We start from the raw sequence: 16,890 nt of genomic DNA on the forward strand, positions 1-16,890 counted from the left end.
TATCACTCCCCGTTGATCCGACATTCAGACAAGCCCTGGCCAAGCGCCTCCCATCCACTAAAACCGCGTCGAGCAATGAATACCAGGCGCATACCGGCTGCCTTGGCTTCGGCGGTGGCCGGCAGGAACTGACTGCGACTGCCGACGTGTTGCAACCAATAGGCCTTGCCGCTTTCGTCCAACACGACCAGACCCTTTACCCGGAAGACATCGGCCGGCAGCGCAGCCAACCATGCCCGCAAGCGTTCGACATTCAGGCTGCCGACACCCTGCCAGAGCCAACGGCTGAACATCTCACTGTGATCGTCGGTCGCTACCGGTGTCAGCGGTTTGGCTGGCCTCGATTCGCGGTCCGGGCCCGGGTCTGAATCCAGCCAAAGGGCATCGGGCAATTCGGCCTGCACACTAACATGCACACGGGCGTTGGGGCCCAGGGCGCTGCGCAGCGTCTGCAATTCTTCGCGGCTGACCAGATCGGTTTTGTTCAGCAATAACAGGTCTGCCGCCGCCACCTGCGCCCTGGCCAATCGCGCGTATTCGCCATCGAGTTGTAGATGGCGTGTAGCGTCCACCACCGTGATGACCATGTCCAGCTGCAACTGATTGCGCAGTTGCGGGTAGGCCAGGGTCTGCACGATGCGCTGGGGGTCGGACACACCGCTGCATTCAATAACGATGCGCTCAAGGCGGGGCTGCATCTGCGCCAGGCTGGCGAGCTGCGCCAGCAGGTCTTCCTGCACCGTGCAACAGATGCAACCGTTTTGCAGGCTGTACACCGCATCGGTGATTTCGGAGACGATGGCCGCATCGATGTTCAGCTCGCCGAAGTCATTGACGATCACCGCCAACCTGCTCCCGTCCGCACGGCGCACCATGCGGTTGAGCAAGGTGGTTTTGCCGGCACCGAGAAAACCCGATACCACCGTTACGGCTATCCGCGGCATGTCCATCAGGCCTTGCCCTCCAGCACCGGTGGCTCACCCTGCCACACAGCGTTCAATCCCGCCGACGCCAGGGTCGAATGGCGATCGTAGACCAGTTGCCCTTCGACGAAGGTCAGCAGCACCTTGGTACGGTGGATGTAGTTGCGCGGCGGCGCGGCGAACAGATCGCGGTCGATGACGATCAAGTCTGCCGATTTGCCCACCTCGAGGCTGCCGGTACTCTGTTCCAGCCCCATGGCCACCGCACCATTGCAAGTGACAACGCTCAATGCCTGCTCCAGGCTGATCGGTTCGCCGAAGCAGACAGGGTCGTCGTTCCAGGGGTTCTGCCGGGTCACCATGGTTTCCAGCGCCAGCCACGGGTCGATAGACGCCACCGGCCAGTCGGTGCCCATGACCGCCGTGCCGCCCGCCTCCAGCACACCCTTGAAGTCGTAGATGCGCTTCAGGCGCTCCTGGCCGTAGCCCGAGCGCGCGCCGCTGGAGAAAGGCGTCGGGTACCAGGCCGCCGGAGAAAATTCGGCAATCACCTGCAACTCCTTGAAGCGCGGCAAGTTGCCCGGATGCAACAAGGTACTGTGCGCACACTGGTGGCGCACGCCACTGAAACCATTGCGTCGACGGGCCTCAGCCACTGCATCGAGGAACACATCGGAGGCGCCGTCGCCGGTGCAATGGGCGATCACCCGGATACCCTGACGGTCCATGTCCACCACCATGTCGGTGATGTGCTCGGGGGTCAGATTGAGCTTGCCGCGCCAGCTCGACTCCTGGGGCCAGGGCGTGAGCAGGAAGGACGAACGCGGCTCGACGGTGCCGTCGAAATGGAACTTCACGGCATTGGCGCTGAGCCGGGCGCTGCGATAGTAATGCCGCTCGCCGCTGAGCAGTTCCCAACGTCTGCGCACCGGGAAGATGTCGTCCTGCCAACTGATCGCCGCTTCGATACGAACCGTCAGCTCGCCGCTGTCATCCAGCGCCTTCAATGCTTGCAAGCGCTGTTCGCAGACATGCACATACTTGCTGGCCGTCACCCCGCGCGAACTTTGGAAATGCACACCGTCGCGGTAGGCGCGGCGCAGCACGCTGACCGGCGTCGGCGGCATGGCGGCGTGGATCATCGCGTACGCGCCATCGATCATCAGGCCGGTGGGCTCGCCACTGAGTTCGTCGCGCTCGAAGTAGCCGTTGCGCGGATCAGGGGTATTGCGATCGATTCCGGCCAGCTCCAGTGCCCTGGAGTTAACCATCATGGTTCCCCACATGCGGTCGAGCAGCGCCACCGGGCGATCCGGCATGATGCTGTCGAGCCATGCGCGGCCCGGTGTCAGCCCCGCCTCGCGGAAGGTGTAACGCACCCAGTACTGCCCGTAGATCCAGCCGTCGCCAGGGTGAGCATCGGCGTAGGCGAGGATCTTGTCGCACAGTTGTTCCGGGGTCGGATCTTCGATGCCGACATCAAGGTCGTCGCTATAGCGCGGTGCCAGCGCCAGATCAGGGTGAGTGTGCATGTCATGCAGGCCGGGCATGCAGAACGCACCTTCCAGGTCATGCAGCACTGTATGCGGTCCCTTTAGCGACCGCAGTTCGGTCAGGCGGCCAACGCCGATCAGTTTGCCGCCGCGGATCGCCACGGTCTCGGCCCAGGGCTCCGTCGGGTTCTGGGTGTTGATACGGCCGTTGCAGAGGATCAGGTCGGCGTAATGCCCTTTGGCAGAATGGGTAGAGGTAAAGTTGTCGGACTCAGCCATGTAGGCCACCTTTGAACTCAGAACAACAGGGGGGTTTGGATAGAGTGCATTGAGTTAGTATTGTTGAATCAAGCAATACAACAATCGAATTTTTTTGACTTGATTGTTCGATTTTTCTCACGCGTTGACCTCCCACCACCTCGCCGAGACCCTTTATGCGTTTTCCGTCGATGACCGCCCTGCGCGCCTTGGACGCGGTGGCCCGCCTAAGCAGTGTTTCGGACGCAGCCCGTGAACTGAACCTCACCCGCAGCGCCATCAGCCACCAGATCAGCAAGCTTGAAGAATGTGTTGGTTTTACCCTGACCGAGCGTATTGGCCGAGGGATAGGTTTGACTTATCAAGGCGAGCGCTATGCCCGCGAAGTGCACAGATTGCTCCTGGATTTGCAGGAAGCCGGTCAACTGCTCGACGATCAGAACATCTCCGGTCGACTGTGCGTCAGTTGCGCCCCGGGCTTTGCCAGCTACTGGCTGTGTCACCACATTGGCGCCTTCCTGCGTCAGTATCCGCAGGTGCAACTGCAGCTGATTTCCCCGAGCACATCGGATAACACCGACAATCCCAATGCCGATCTGTTCATCGCCTACGGGATCGGCGACTGGCCCGAACTGGTCGTCGAACAGATCGTCGCGCTGCGCTTTTTCCCGGTGTGCAGCCCACGCCTGATCAACGCTCTCAATGGCTTGAAAACTCCGCAGGAGCTGAGCGGTTTCCCCTTGCTGCACATGACCGACTACTCGGACTGGAGGGTCTGGCTGACGGCTGCCGGGGCCTCGAACGTAAACGCCGGCACCGGCATCCTGTTCTCCGACGCGCACTGCGCGCAGGCCGCCTGCATCGCGGGCCAGGGCATCGCCATCGGTGACACCCTGATCAGCGGTGATGCCTTGTCCCGGGGTTTGTTGGTGCGCCCTTTCGATATCACCATCGACCTGCACCGCGGCTACTACCTGGTCGCCGACCCGCAAAAGGCCGAGCGACCTGCGGTTAAGGCGTTCAGCAACTGGGTGAAAACCCAACTGCAATCTTCACATCACAGCTGGCAGGACACGCTCTGAGAGCCTTTGGGCGCAGTCACTCAATGGACCCAACCGCCATCACGCCAGTGCCAGCCATCCCCCCTGCGCTCCCAGTGGGGATGCACAAAGCGATAACCCGGACGTATCGGTTCCCAGTGGCCAGGGACGCCGACATAGCGCGCGCCATCCCAACGCCAGTATCCGCGTGCCCAGACATAACCAGGTCGAAACGCGGGTTCCACTTCCACGAAACGTTCCGGTGGTGGCTGCGGGGCGACGATTTCGACGTACTGGCGCTGCTGCACTGGACGCTCAACCACCACGCGTCGCTCATGGACCACTCGCTCTTCCACACACCCGGTAGTCACTGCGACCACCGCTATCACCGCCACGTAACGCAAAAACATTGTGCCTCCTCGAAACCATTCGGTAATGGAGTAAACCTACCGCACTCGACAACCCACTTACAGCGGCTTTACCGGTCCTTTACAACTGACAATGGACGGCTTGCCGAGGCATGAATATGCGCCCAACATGATCCCTGATGCACGCTGGATCGTCAGCTTCGGGTCACGGAAAAGAGTGAAATTACGGATACTGTCCTTGACGTCTCTTTCAACACTCGGATACCGCTTTCATGCCAGTGCCAACTGCCGTTCTGCGCCCTCTGTGTCTGTCGGTTTGCCTGCTGGTACTTCTTCCCTCCCTGGCCATGGCAACCGCACCTGCCCCATTAAGCCCCAGCGATATGGCGTGGCTGCGCCGGGACGGTTTCGATCTGGACGCAGCGAGCGTGGCGCGCTTTCGGTCCATGGGTCGCTCAGGTCTGCTCGAGGCGCAACTGGCCGATCGCATCGCCGATCCACTGCCCCCGGCAATCACTGCGCTACTGCATAGCTACCCGGTCCTCGCGTCCACGCCCGAATTGTCAATGCTCGCCTTCAAACAACAACAGGAGCAGATCAACGCAATGCCTGACGGTGACGCCAAAGTCGACGCCAGGAAGGCCTTGCAGCAGCAAGCCAATGCCCTCGGCGACCAGGCGCGGGAAATCGTCATGTTGCGTGCCGTCTATGGGCCGAACCAACTCAAGGAGCAGTTGGTATGGTTCTGGCTCAACCATTTCAGTGTGTATTTGGGCAAGGGGCGCGTGCGCTTGGTGGCGGCTGATTACGAAGAACACGTGATCCGTCCGCATGCGCTGGGCAAGTTCAAGGACCTGGTGATGGCGACGCTCAAAAGCCCGGCGATGCTTGAGTATTTGGACAATGCGCAAAACGCCCAAGGCAAGGTCAACGAAAACTACGCCCGCGAGTTGATGGAGTTGCACACCCTCGGTGTCGGGTCGGGGTACACACAGCAGGATGTGCAACAGTTGGCCTTGATTCTTACCGGCGCCGGCCTCGCCCCGCTGGATGGCCGAGTGCAAAAGTTCCCACCGCGGCTTGCGTCGATGGTGGTGCGCGACGGACTGTTCGAGTTCAATCCGCGGCGCCACGATTTTAGCGACAAGGTCTTGCTGGGCCGGCCGATCAAGGGCACGGGCTTTGACGAAATCACCCAGGCCGTTGACTTGATCACCCGCCAGAAAGCCTGCGCGCAATTTATCTCGCGCCAGCTGGCCAAATATTTTGTCGCCGACAATCCGCCGCAAGCGCTCGTGGAGCGGATGACCAACACCTTCCAGCACAGCGATGGCGACATCGCCCAAGTGATGCGTACGATGTTTGAATCCAAAGAACTTCTGCAGAGCGCCGGCTCCAAGTTCAAGGACCCGACTCAGTTCGTCGTGTCGTCGGTACGCCTCGCCTATGACGGCAAGTCCCTTGCCAATGCGAAGCCGATGGTCAATTGGCTCAACCAGATGGGTGAGCCGGTGTTCGGTCGTCTGACCCCGGATGGCTGGCCGCTGGACGCTATCGGCTGGTCAAGCTCGGGGCAGCTGTCCAAGCGTTTTGAGATCGCGCGGGTGATCGGCAGGGGCGACAACCGACTGTTCACCCCTGAAGGCAGCCCTAAAATCGGGATCGGCTTTCCGATGATTACTACACGGCTGTTCTACGATGCGATCGCTCCGAACCTCTCTGCCGCCACGCGAGGTGCCCTGGATCAGGCCGCCTCGCAGCAGGAATGGAACACGTATCTGCTGGCCTCGCCCGACTTCAACAGCCGATGACGCGGCGGCTCACAAGAACATGTCCAACGTCGAACTGACCTCTATCGCGATCCAACTTGTCATGAGGTGCTGCCATGAATCGTCGAGAGTTTATTTTTGCGACCGCTGCCGCCGCGGCGGCCCTGCCGATCCTGTCGCTTTCCGGCACATTATTCGCCGCGCCCGCCTCGACCCCGCGCTTTCTAGTGGTGTTCCTGCGCGGAGGTTACGACTGCAATAACCTGCTCGTGCCCTATACCAGCGATTTCTATTACGAGTCGCGCCCGACGTTGGCGATCGCCAGACCCGACCCGAACAACGCCAGCAGCGCGATTGCGCTCGATGCGCACTGGGGCCTTAACCCGGTGCTACGCAATTCGATCTATCCGTTGTGGCAACGCAAACAAATCGCCTTCGTCCCGTTCGCCGGCACCGACGACCTGTCGCGCAGCCACTTCGAAACCCAGGACAACATCGAATCAGGCCAGCCTACCCAGCAACGCAGCCATTACGACTCAGGCTTCCTCGCCCGCTTGTCCCGCGTCGTCCCTGGTAGCTCGCCGATTGCCTTCACCGATGCATTGCCGCTCAGTTTTCAGGGCGGGAAGGACATTCCGAATATCTCGCTGCGCGGCGTATCCAGGCCCGCGTTCGACGACCGGCAATCATCGATTCTTGCGGGGATGTACAAAGGCACGTCGCTCGCCGCATCCGCGGCCGGTGGCCTTGAACTGCGCCAGCAGGTGTCAAAGGACCTTCAGGAGGACATGATGCCGGCAAATCGCGGTGCGCCAACGGCGAAGAATTTTGCCGCCGAAACCCGGCGTATCGCGACCCTGATGCGTGACCAGTATCGACTCGGCTTCGTAGACGTCGGCGGGTGGGACACCCACGTCAACCAGGGCAGCACCACCGGGGCGCTGGCCAACAACCTGAGCAACCTTGGCCAGGGCCTGGCCGCCTATGCCGATGCGCTCGGCAACGAATGGAATAACACCACCGTGGTGGTGGTCTCCGAGTTCGGCCGCACCTTCCGCGAGAACGGCGACAAAGGCACCGACCACGGTCATGGCACGGTGTACTGGGTACTTGGCGGTAACGTTCGCGGCGGACGCATCGTCGGCGAACAGGTGGCGGTGAACCAGCAGAACTTGCTGCAAAACCGCGACTACCCGGTACTCAATAACTACCGCGACCTGCTTGGCGGATTGATGGGGCGCACCTGGGGACTGTCCAACACACAACTTCAGAACGTGTTTCCTGGCGCCCGACCGAATGCGCTGCAGTTAGTTTGAGCGAGTGGCGCGCCCGCTCCCGGCATCGGCGACTAGCGGCATTGAGTGGGTCGCTACGCCGTATCACGACTTCCGTTAGTCCTTGTTCGAGGCAGAACATCGCTGAAAATAAAGATAGCAGCCTTGCCACAAGCCTGATTATCATAAGCATGCTTATTACTTATTCAGGTGTGCGTGTATGTCTGCTCAACCCTCAATCGGTTTCGCTCTGCATGACGTGGCGCGACTGATGCGCAAGCGCTTCGAACAGCGCGCCCGCAACTCCGGCCTGACGCGCTCGCAGTGGCAGGTTCTGGCGATGCTGTCGAAGAATGAAGGCATTCATCAAAAGGGTCTGGCGGACCTGCTGGATATCGAATCGATCACACTGGTTCGTCTGCTCGACAAGATGGAGGCGCGTGGCGTCGTAGAGCGTCGAAAACACCCGACCGATCGTCGGCTGTCGCTGCTGTTCCTGACTGCCGAAGCACTTCCATTGCTGGAAATCATGCGTGGCCTGGGTGAGCTGACACGCAACGAGGCGATGGTCGATTTCACTGACGCGGAGCGCGCGCAGCTCCTGCAGTTGCTGACGCGCATGAAAGTGAATTTGATCGACGCATGCAGCCTGCCGGTCGAATCCGAGGAGGCCCGACATGGTTGATAGCACCGTGAAAAACCCGCCGGAGTCAGCCGAGCGGGCCGAATCGCCGAAACCTTCGCGGATGGAAAGCCCTCAGCCAGCGGAGCATCGCCTGCAGGAGCCGGATCGGGCCGAATCGACTCGATCCAGCCTTCCACCAGCCCGGCCTCGTCGCCAGCACACCCGCACCGCGCTGTTCCTGCTGCTACCCATTGCCCTGCTGGTGGGCGGCTATCTCTATGTTTCGGGTGGCCAGGTGATTTCCACCGACAACGCCTACATCCAGGCTGACCGGGTCGGCGTGTCCACCGATGTGGCGGGCATCGTGGCCTCAGTCGAGGTCAAGGACAACCAACGCGTCACCCAGGGCCAGGTGCTGTTCAGGCTCAAGCCCGAGCCCTTTCAGATCGCTCTCGCCAGTGCCAAGGCGCAACTGGGCACCGTGCGTAACCAGATCATGAACCTCAAGGCCAGCTACACCCAATCACTGACCGAGATCGATCAGGCCCAGGCCGACTTGCCGTATTTCCAGACCAACTTCCAGCGCCAGGAAAAGCTCCTCGCCGTGTCCGCCGTCTCCAAAACCAATTACGACGACGCCCGGCATGACCTGGACAGCACCCAGCAAAAGATCGCCGTCGCCAAGGCTCAGGCGCAAGCGGTACTGGCACAGCTCGGCGGACATGTGGATACGCCGGTCGAGCAACAACCCTCTTATCTGCAGGCGCAAGCAGCGGTGGACGAGGCCCGGCGCAACCTGACCAATACCGTGGTCAAGGCGCCCTTCGATGGCATCGTCACCAACGTTGACTCGCTGGAAACAGGCGCCTACCTGCAACCGCCGCAATCGGGATTCAGTCTGGTGTCGACCGACCACATCTGGGTCGCCGCCTCCCCCAAGGAAACCGAGCTGACCCATATGGAGGCTGGCCAGCCGGTCAAAATCAGCGTGGACAGCTATCCGGGCGTGACCTGGCACGGCACGGTTGAAAGCATCAGCCCGGCGTCCGGATCGAGCTTCTCGCTGTTGCCGGCGCAGAACACCACCGGCAACTGGGTCAAGGTGGTGCAACGCATTCCGCTGCGTATCCGCATCGACGACGCGGCAGGCAAACCGCCCCTGCGTCACGGCATGAGCGTGGAAGCCGATATCGACACAGGTCATGCTCGTGGCCTTCCCGAGGTCTTCGCCGGACTGTTCGCCCACAAGGCAGACGCACATGAGTGACACGGCCAGGCAGACCGCCCCGTCTGCCAATCGCATGATGATTACCGTTTGCGTGGTACTCGCGGTGATCATGCAGGCGCTGGACACCACCATCGCCAACGTCGCCCTGCCCTATATACAAGGCAGCGTCTCGGCCAGCTCCGACCAGATCAACTGGGTGCTGACGTCCTATATCGTCGCCGCAGCCATCATGACCCCGCCCTCGGCGTTCCTCGCCAGACGGTTCGGCCGCAAGCAGGTGTTGCTCTGGGCGATCGTCGGCTTTGTGGTGTCGTCGATTCTCTGCGGCATCGCGCAATCGCTCGGCGAAATCATTCTGTTCCGGCTGCTGCAAGGGCTGGCCGGCGCCGCTCTGGTGCCGCTGTCCCAAGGCATTCTGCTGGACATCTACACGCTGGAGGAACGCGGCTCCGCCATGGCGCTGTTCGGTGTCTCGGTCATGGTCGGCCCGGTGCTGGGCCCGATGCTGGGCGGCTGGCTGACTGCGAACCTGAGCTGGCGCTGGGTGTTTTTCATCAACCTGCCGATTGGCCTGCTGGCCCTGGCAGGGATCATCCGCTATGTGACAGAGACCCCCACCGACAAAGCGGCGCGACTGGATTGGCTAGGGTTTGGTTCGCTGAGCGTGGCGATCATGGCGATTCAACTGTTTCTGGATCGCGGCGAACAACTGGGTTGGTTCTCTTCCGGTGAAATCCTCATCGAGGCGGTCGTCGCGTTTGCCGCGACTTACATCTTTCTGGTCCACACCTTCACTGCGGACAAACCTTTCATCAGCCCCAAACTGTTCAAGGACCGCAACTTCTCGGTCAGCGTGGTGTTCATTTTCATCATCGGCATCACCTACCTTGCCTCACTGGCGCTGATGACCCCGTATCTGCAGAATCTGATGGGTTACCCGGTGCTGACCGCCGGCATGGTCATGGGGCCACGCGGTCTGGGCACCATGGGCACCATGTTTCTCGCCGGTCGGCTGATCGGTAAAGTCGACACCCGCTGGCTGCTGTTTTACGGGTTGTCCCTGTCGGCACTGTCGATGTGGCTGATGACCGGCTGGACCCCGGACGTGTCCATGCCAACCATCGTCTATGTCGGCTTCATTCAGGGCGCGAGCCTGGGCCTGATGTTCGTGCCGCTGACCACTGTCGCCTTCGCCACCTTGCCGGTGTCCCTGCGGGCCGAAGGCACCGGCCTTTACAGCCTGTCGCGCAACGTGGGTTCCAGCGTCGGAATCTCCATCGTGACCGTGCTGCTCGCACAGAACATTCAGGTCAACCATGCGGAGATCGGCGCCTACGTCACGCCGTTCAACCGGGCCTTCAACGACTGGGCGGTGACCAGCTATTTGAATCCTTTAACCGCTGCGGGCCGTGCGGCACTCGATGCCATGATCAACGTTCAAGCCAGCTGGGTCGCCTACATGGATGACTTCAAGCTGCTGATGGTGCTTTCGCTCAGCGTCATGCCGCTGCTGTTCATCATCAAAGCCCCGGCGCCTCAACCGCACAGCGAGTCAGTACCGGTCATGGAATAGTGCTGCTTGAGATTGTCGAACTCATCGCCACCCGCAATGGGTTACTGCTTGTTTGATAGGAGGCCCCGCCCCGTCTTCGACGCCGCGCTGTCGCGCAGCAAACTCGGTCCCGCTTCTGCCCGAAGGGCGTAGGAGAGACCGGGACGCGTAGTCTTGTCTGCGAAAGCCTCACTGCGGTGCGCCAGACAGACCGCATCGCATGGTCTTCGCAGACAAGTCAGCTCCTACAGACTGTAGAAAATCCACCCTTATATTTCAATCAGTTACATCTTTTTAGGGAGTTGAGTGCAGCTCCCAGCTGTGCCATTCCTTCAGTGCACCTTGGTCAAATTCAAGGCTATAGGTCATCCAGCGATACCTTAACGCGCTGCGGTGAAGCCAATCGCTCGCGTAGGGTGTTATTGATGACACACCCCACGCAACGGTGCCGGTCACTTGTGATAAACCGGCACATAAAGCCTCACTCATCTTGGCCCATCAACGGGTATTTCCTGATCGCTTTGCGCCTGCTTTCCCCACGGCAGGTCGAAATAGCAGACTCAGCAAAAATAATACCGTCTTGAAGTCCAGCATTCGCAGTGCTGCGCGTGCCTCTTCCGGGCGAACTTTGGCGATCATCGGCATTGCGCCGAAAATCTTTCCTTTGAGGATCAACTCGTCGCCACTGCGCTGTATGGCGCTGACGGTCATCAACTCACTGTTGTCGCCACCAAAGACTTTCATGTTCAATTCCTCGTGGTTCGTTCGAAGTCGATGTTCATGTCATCGAACATTTTGATCGCTGTGGCGCGGCCGGCGCCGAATACACCACCGCCCGGGTGCATGAACGGACCCACCAGGTACAGGTTGTCCAGGCCGGGAACGGTCAGACGGCCGAGGTCCGGGGTCGGACGGTGAGCGAAGTTCTGATAGAAGTACGGCGCGACACCATGTACGTCGCCTTTGACCATGGAGTTCGGCGAACTGCGCTCCAGGTCCAGTGGGGAACACAGGGAACGGGCGATGATGTTGTCGGACGTGAGGTTTTTCACGAACTTGCGGTAGGCCGTCAGGCTCAGGTCACCGAACTCTTCCTTGTATTCGTCCCAGCGGGCAGCGCCGCCTTCGGCAAGGTTGTAGGGGGCGAACGTCATGCCGTGGAACATGCCCTTGCCGGCCGGCACGCGGGTCGGGTCGTTGATGCTTTCATCACCACCGGCCACCAGACGCCGGCGTGACACGCGGCCGCGTCGCAGTTCATCGAAGTCATCCAGCATGTCGCTGAGCTTGTCGGTACTGAGCATGGTCAACATGGTTGCCCGGCCAACGTCGGGGCCGGCGTAGAATTCGGCCTGGCGATGCAAGTCATAGTGGCTGACGAACAGGCTGAACGGCGCCAGGGTGGCACGTTCAGCACGCGCGGCAACGCCCTCGTCCAGACCGTCGACGAAGCGTCTGAGCACGTGCGGATGCAGCGCACCGATCACCGCATCGCGAGCCATGATGCGCTCGCCGTCGTACAGCTCGACGCCATTGGCGCGACCGTTCGAAACCAGCACTTTGCGCACTTCACTGCTGCAGCGAATCTCACCACCGTAATGCTCGATGCAACGCGCCAGCGACTCCGACAGCTTGCCGCTGCCGCCGACCGGCTGCGACACGCCATAGGTGTGCATGATTCCGACAAACACGTAAACGCCCATACCGGTGCCCAATTCGTCAGGCATCTGCAGGTTCTCGGCGATCACCCGTAGCAGGTGGATCTTGACCTTGTCGTGAACAAACAACCGGTCGATGATTTCCAGGGTGCTGCGCTGCATCGCATCGAACAGCTCTCGGCCTTCCTGGCTCTGGTCGAGCATCGCGACCATCGCGCCCATCGGCAGCGGCGGCGAATAGAAGCCGGAGAGAAACATCGGTAGCAAATCGGCGGCTTTGGTCGCCAGCTTGCGATAGGTTTCGGCGTCCCGGGGGGAGATTTTGGCGATCGACTCGCAGGCCTTGTCCAGATCGCGGTAGGTGATGATCGAACTGCCGTCGTCGAACAGCGAGGCATGGGGAATGTCGGAGTAGTTGTATTTCAGCCCGAATTTGCTGAACAGGCCCAGTTCGTCCTGGGTGATCATCGGGTTGCCCTGAATCATGATGTGCACACTGGAGTGCTCGTCATGCCAGAAGCCCGGAGTGTTAAGCTGGCGGGTAGTGACCCCTCCACCGATGTACTCCTTGCGTTCGAGTACCAGGACTTTCTTGCCGGCCTTGGCCAGGTAGGCTGCCGCGACCAAACCATTGTGTCCGCCACCGATGGCGACGACATCGTACTGTGTCATGAGAGTCATTTTCCCGATCTGTTGTTCTTATTGGGCGCGCAGACGGTGAATGCCGCTGCTGCTGGCGTCGATTCTAGGAGGGGGATGTTCTAGGGCGGAAGACGGCACATATTTGTGGGCCGGTTACCTGAATGTGCGTGCCTGTGGTGCGCCGACAGCGGAGATAGACATGCATAAGGGTGGAGGGCCGGCGCGCATTATCGACGTCGACCAACGGCAGGCGCTGGATCAGTTGAGGTTACGGGTACTGCGCGGAGGCAATGACCCTCACGGGCCGATCCGTGAATCGCTGGCACGCCTGGGTGATCGCTGGAGTCCGTTGCTGTTGCTGGTACTGCGCAACGGAACCCTGCGCTTCACCGAGCTGCAGCGTGAGGTCAATGCAATGGCCGACGGCTCGCTCTCACAGCGGATTCTGACCTTGAAACTGCGCGGCTTCGAACGTGACGGCATGATCAATCGGGAGGTCATCGCGACCATCCCGCCCCAGGTTGAATACAGCCTCACGCCATTGGGTCTGGCACTGGTCGAGCGCCTGGAGGACTTCCTCGGCTGGCTGGAAGTGCAAGCGCCGGCAATCATTCAAGCGCGTGCCGTCTACGATCAGGCCTGAGCCATGCCGGTGGCGGTTTCGATGATCAAATTGCGCAGCCAGGCCAGCCCAGGATCATGCTGCTGATACTTGTTCCACTGCATCGCAATGGTCAGCTTCGGCGCGTCCCAGGGCACTGGCTGTATCTTCAACGGCAGGTAATTGACCCAGCGCTCGGCCAGGCGGTGGTGCATGGTGGCGATCCGCTGAGTGCCAATCAGAAAGGCCGGAACGCTGTTGAATGCATTGGTGGTGACTTCCACCCGTCGCTCGAATCCGAAGCTGCGCAGGAACCAGTCATCGACCGTTGGCGTGCGGTGTTCGCTACCCCAGCGCACCAGCACATGGCCCATCGATTTGTAATTATCAAACGACAACGACGCAGCGCTCAGGGGGTTTTCCTGGCACATCACGCAGACGTACTCGTCCTCGAACAACGGGGTCGAAGGGTGTCCGCTCAGGATGTGGTTGTCCGGCAGCAGGAGAAAATCGACGTGACCCCGTTCGATCTCCAGCGCGGCTTCGTCGGTCGGTGAAAACTGTTCGATCGAGCACTGCGGTGCGATCCGATTCATCTCCCGACTGACCTCCGGCAACAGCACCATGCCGACATAGTCCGAAGCCATCAGGGTGAACTTTCGGCTGGACAGCTCCGGCTGAAACTGGGCCCGGTTCTGCAGGGTCGAGCGCATCTGGATCAACAGATCCCTGACCGGTTGGGCCAGGGTTTCGCCGACCGGCGTACGCACCATCTTGCGACCTATCTGCACCAGCAGATCATCTTCGAAATAGCTGCGCAGCCTCGACAGCGCTGCGCTAGTGGCCGGCTGACTCAGGTGCAGGCGCTCCCCGGCGCGGGTGATGTTCTGCTCGGCCAACAAGACATCCAGCACCACCAGCAGGTTCAAGTCCAGACCATGGAAACGCATGGATATTCTCCGACGCCTGATGCTATCCATCGGCGCCTTTATTGTTTTTGAGGGGACGGATTGCGCATCCAGATTCCGATGCTCGCCGCCCATTTGGCAAATTTATACACGGCCAACGCTGAAGTTGAAACGCAAATAGCAGGCGCGATCTGACGTTGCCAGGTACGCAACGAGCTATCCATACGCGTTATGCCTGACATCCGAACAAACAATTTCCCGAATATCTGGACGCTGCTTAAGGTGGCTCCATGTTCACCTGTCGCCGGAGCCCCCCGCCTTCGAGACAAGCGTGACAACCCATAAAAATAAGTAAAAGAGGACTATTCATGAGCGATATCGCAAAAGTGCTGGTCGTCGGCGGAGGCATCGGAGGGCTCTCCACCGCCATCGCACTGCGCAAATCCGGTATCGACGTCGACATTGTCGAAATCAACCCGGTCGCCAAGGTCTATCACGTCGGCATCGTCGTCCAGGCCAACTGCATCCGGGCCATGGCGGCATTGGGCATCGCTGACAGCGCGGTCGCCGCCGGCTTTCCCTACAAGGGCCTGCGCATCTGCAATCAGCAGGGCGAGATCAAGGCCGAACTCAGCGGCGCACATCTGGCCGGTGAGCACTACCCGACCAACCTCGGCCTGACCCGCCCGGCCCTACACAAGGTCCTGCACGATGCGGTAGAAGCCAGTGGAGCCCGTCTACGCCTGGGCCTGACCTTCAGCGATATCGCACAGACCGAGGACAAGGTGCTGGTGCGTTTCACCGATGGCAGCGAGGCCGAATACGACCTGCTGGTCGGTGCCGACGGCGTCTACTCCCAGGTCCGCTCGACGGTATTCGGCGAACAGTACAAGCCACAATTCACCGGCCAGGGCGTCTGGCGCTACAACCTGCCACGGCCGCCAGACCTGTTTCACTCGCACATGTTCGAAGGCAAGCCCGGCGGCAAGGCCGGCTACACCCCGCTGACCGAAGACAGCCTGTACGTCCTTTCGGTATTCGAAGAACCGGGCAACCCGTTTTTTGATCCTCAGACCCTGGCAACCGAATTTCGCAAACGCCTCGAAGGTTACGGCGGCTTGATTCCAGAGTTGAGCGCGCAGATTACCGATCCGACAAAAGTCGTTTATCGCCCGCTCGAAGCCCTGTTGATGCCGGCGCCCTGGTATCGCGGCCGGGTGTTGCTGATCGGCGACGCCGCGCATGCCACGACCCCGCACATGGGCCAGGGCGCAGCACAGGCGGTCGAGGATGCGGTGGTACTGGGCGAGCTGTGCGCTGCCGAACTGTCGCTGCAACAGGTACTCGACCGCTTCATGCAACGCCGCTACGAGCGCTGCAAGTTCATCAACCAAGGCTCGGTGCAGATCGGTGAGTGGGAGCAACGGCCGGTGCCGGAAGCCGACTTCGCCGGGCTGATCGCCAAGATGATCGAAATCACTGCGCAGCCTATTTAACGCACGCCCATTCAAGGAGCCTCCAATGACCATTAATCCTCTGAAAGGCTGGCAGGTTGACCGCGACAGCATCGGCTTCATCGGCCACGACCTGCAGCGCCCCGAGTGCATCATCGCCCAACCGGACGGCTCGCTGTGGGCTGCCGATGCCCGTGGCGGGGTGATGCACATCGCCACCAACGGCGAGCAAACCCTGCTGGCTCCGCGTCAGCAGGCGGCTGACGACGTGTCTTTCGAAGCGCGTTACGTGCAGTCCCAGGGTACCTCGCTGCCCAACGGTCTCGCGCTGACCGCCGAGGGCGACTTCATCATCTGCAACTGGGGCCTGGACCGTATCGAACGGTTGAATCGCAGCGGCGAAATCCAGGTGCTTTACAGCGAACTGGACGGCAAACCATTGGGCAAGACCAACTTCCCGTTGCGCGATTCCAAGGGCCGGATCTGGTTCACCGTAACCACCACGATGCAGCCCTGGACCGACTCGATCAACTCCGGTGTGCTCGATGGTTATATCGGCGTCATCGATGAAAAAGGCATTCGCATCGTTGCAGAGGGTTTTGGCGGCACCAACGAAATCCGCTTCGATGACAACGAAGAATGGCTCTACGTCGTCGAGAGCAACGTGCGCCGGATCTCCCGTCTGCGCCTGCGGGCCGATGGCTCGCTGGGCGAGCGTGAAGTGTTCGGCCCGAGCGAACTCGAAGGCTTCCCGGACGGTTTCGCCTTCGACAGCTTCGGCAACCTCTGGGTAACCCTGGTGATGAGCGACAAGCTGATCGCCCTGACGCCCGACGGCGAAGTGCTGACCTTGCTCGACGACGGCAACCCCGAGGCCACCGCCCTGCTCAACCGACACTACGCCGACAAGACCCTGACCCCACAGATCATGCAAGCCGCCCACGGCACCCTCGCCCCCTGGATGGCCAGCCTGACCTTCGGTGGCCCGGACCTGCGCACCGTCTACCTGGGCAGCCTGCAAGGCACCCGGATTCCGTTCTTTCGTGCCCCCGTGGCCGGCCAGCCATTGATCCACTGGGCCTGACCCAGCACAGCCT

Annotated in this window: 15 protein-coding genes; 9 read left to right on the forward strand and 6 right to left on the reverse strand. The window is 60.7% G+C overall.

Annotated elements, in window-relative coordinates:
* Nucleotides 1–2 precede the first annotated feature (2 nt).
* On the reverse strand, nucleotides 3–950 hold the full coding sequence (locus AC1MEE_RS12830; RefSeq protein ID WP_480415698.1) for a CobW family GTP-binding protein: 948 nt from the start codon (nucleotides 948–950) through the stop codon (nucleotides 3–5).
* Nucleotides 950–2,695: an amidohydrolase gene (locus tag AC1MEE_RS12835; protein ID WP_480415699.1), complete on the reverse strand. Its 1,746-nt coding sequence runs from the start codon at nucleotides 2,693–2,695 to the stop codon at nucleotides 950–952. Before AC1MEE_RS12835 ends, AC1MEE_RS12830 begins: the two co-directional genes overlap by 1 nt.
* Before the next feature lie 155 nt (nucleotides 2,696–2,850).
* On the opposite strand from AC1MEE_RS12835, the gene AC1MEE_RS12840 reads away from it, so the two are divergent.
* Entirely contained in the window at nucleotides 2,851–3,756 is a 906-nt protein-coding gene (locus AC1MEE_RS12840) for a LysR substrate-binding domain-containing protein (RefSeq protein ID WP_480415700.1), read from the forward strand.
* 20 nt (nucleotides 3,757–3,776) lie between these two features.
* Here the strand turns inward: AC1MEE_RS12840 and AC1MEE_RS12845 are convergent, their stop codons facing one another.
* Entirely contained in the window at nucleotides 3,777–4,124 is a 348-nt protein-coding gene (locus tag AC1MEE_RS12845; protein ID WP_480415701.1) for a YXWGXW repeat-containing protein, read from the reverse strand.
* A gap of 230 nt (nucleotides 4,125–4,354) precedes the next feature.
* On the opposite strand from AC1MEE_RS12845, the gene AC1MEE_RS12850 reads away from it, so the two are divergent.
* The 5 genes from AC1MEE_RS12850 (at nucleotide 4,355) to AC1MEE_RS12870 (ending at nucleotide 10,551) form a co-directional block, all read left to right on the forward strand.
* Entirely contained in the window at nucleotides 4,355–5,893 is a 1,539-nt protein-coding gene (locus tag AC1MEE_RS12850) for a DUF1800 domain-containing protein (RefSeq protein ID WP_480415702.1), read from the forward strand.
* A gap of 74 nt (nucleotides 5,894–5,967) precedes the next feature.
* Nucleotides 5,968–7,167 (forward strand): DUF1501 domain-containing protein, encoded by a 1,200-nt coding sequence (locus tag AC1MEE_RS12855; RefSeq protein WP_480415703.1) that lies wholly within the window; start codon nucleotides 5,968–5,970, stop codon nucleotides 7,165–7,167.
* A gap of 178 nt (nucleotides 7,168–7,345) precedes the next feature.
* Entirely contained in the window at nucleotides 7,346–7,810 is a 465-nt protein-coding gene (locus AC1MEE_RS12860; RefSeq protein ID WP_480415704.1) for a MarR family winged helix-turn-helix transcriptional regulator, read from the forward strand.
* On the forward strand, nucleotides 7,803–9,017 hold the full coding sequence (locus AC1MEE_RS12865; RefSeq protein WP_480415705.1) for an HlyD family secretion protein: 1,215 nt from the start codon (nucleotides 7,803–7,805) through the stop codon (nucleotides 9,015–9,017). Before AC1MEE_RS12860 ends, AC1MEE_RS12865 begins: the two co-directional genes overlap by 8 nt.
* The gene (locus AC1MEE_RS12870) at nucleotides 9,010–10,551 is read left to right on the forward strand and encodes a DHA2 family efflux MFS transporter permease subunit (RefSeq protein WP_480415706.1); all 1,542 of its coding nucleotides are present in this window, start codon (nucleotides 9,010–9,012) and stop codon (nucleotides 10,549–10,551) included. The genes AC1MEE_RS12865 and AC1MEE_RS12870 overlap by 8 nt, the downstream gene beginning before the upstream one ends.
* Before the next feature lie 477 nt (nucleotides 10,552–11,028).
* Here AC1MEE_RS12870 and AC1MEE_RS12875 read toward each other — a convergent pair whose 3' ends face one another.
* Nucleotides 11,029–11,274, reverse strand: a complete 246-nt coding sequence (locus AC1MEE_RS12875) for a hypothetical protein (protein WP_480415707.1) — start codon at nucleotides 11,272–11,274, stop codon at nucleotides 11,029–11,031.
* Between the two features lie 2 nt (nucleotides 11,275–11,276).
* The gene (locus AC1MEE_RS12880) at nucleotides 11,277–12,869 is read right to left on the reverse strand and encodes a phytoene desaturase family protein (RefSeq protein ID WP_480415708.1); all 1,593 of its coding nucleotides are present in this window, start codon (nucleotides 12,867–12,869) and stop codon (nucleotides 11,277–11,279) included.
* A gap of 160 nt (nucleotides 12,870–13,029) precedes the next feature.
* Here AC1MEE_RS12880 and AC1MEE_RS12885 point away from each other — a divergent pair, with 160 nt between their 5' ends.
* Nucleotides 13,030–13,473 carry a winged helix-turn-helix transcriptional regulator gene (locus AC1MEE_RS12885; protein WP_480415709.1) on the forward strand — a complete coding sequence of 148 codons (444 nt, stop codon included), beginning with the start codon at nucleotides 13,030–13,032 and terminating at the stop codon, nucleotides 13,471–13,473.
* On the opposite strand, the gene AC1MEE_RS12890 is transcribed toward AC1MEE_RS12885, so the two are convergent.
* Nucleotides 13,464–14,381, reverse strand: coding sequence for a LysR family transcriptional regulator (locus AC1MEE_RS12890; protein ID WP_480415710.1), 918 nt, complete (start codon nucleotides 14,379–14,381; stop codon nucleotides 13,464–13,466). The two genes, AC1MEE_RS12885 and AC1MEE_RS12890, sit on opposite strands and share 10 nt — an antisense overlap.
* Before the next feature lie 326 nt (nucleotides 14,382–14,707).
* Here AC1MEE_RS12890 and AC1MEE_RS12895 point away from each other — a divergent pair, with 326 nt between their 5' ends.
* Together AC1MEE_RS12895 and AC1MEE_RS12900 are read left to right on the forward strand one after the other, a co-directional pair.
* Nucleotides 14,708–15,835, forward strand: a complete 1,128-nt coding sequence (locus tag AC1MEE_RS12895) for an FAD-dependent oxidoreductase (protein ID WP_480415711.1) — start codon at nucleotides 14,708–14,710, stop codon at nucleotides 15,833–15,835.
* A gap of 25 nt (nucleotides 15,836–15,860) precedes the next feature.
* Nucleotides 15,861–16,877 (forward strand): SMP-30/gluconolactonase/LRE family protein, encoded by a 1,017-nt coding sequence (locus tag AC1MEE_RS12900; protein WP_480415712.1) that lies wholly within the window; start codon nucleotides 15,861–15,863, stop codon nucleotides 16,875–16,877.
* Nucleotides 16,878–16,890 lie beyond the last annotated feature (13 nt).

Source organism: Pseudomonas sp. ASL3 (genome assembly GCF_056680425.1).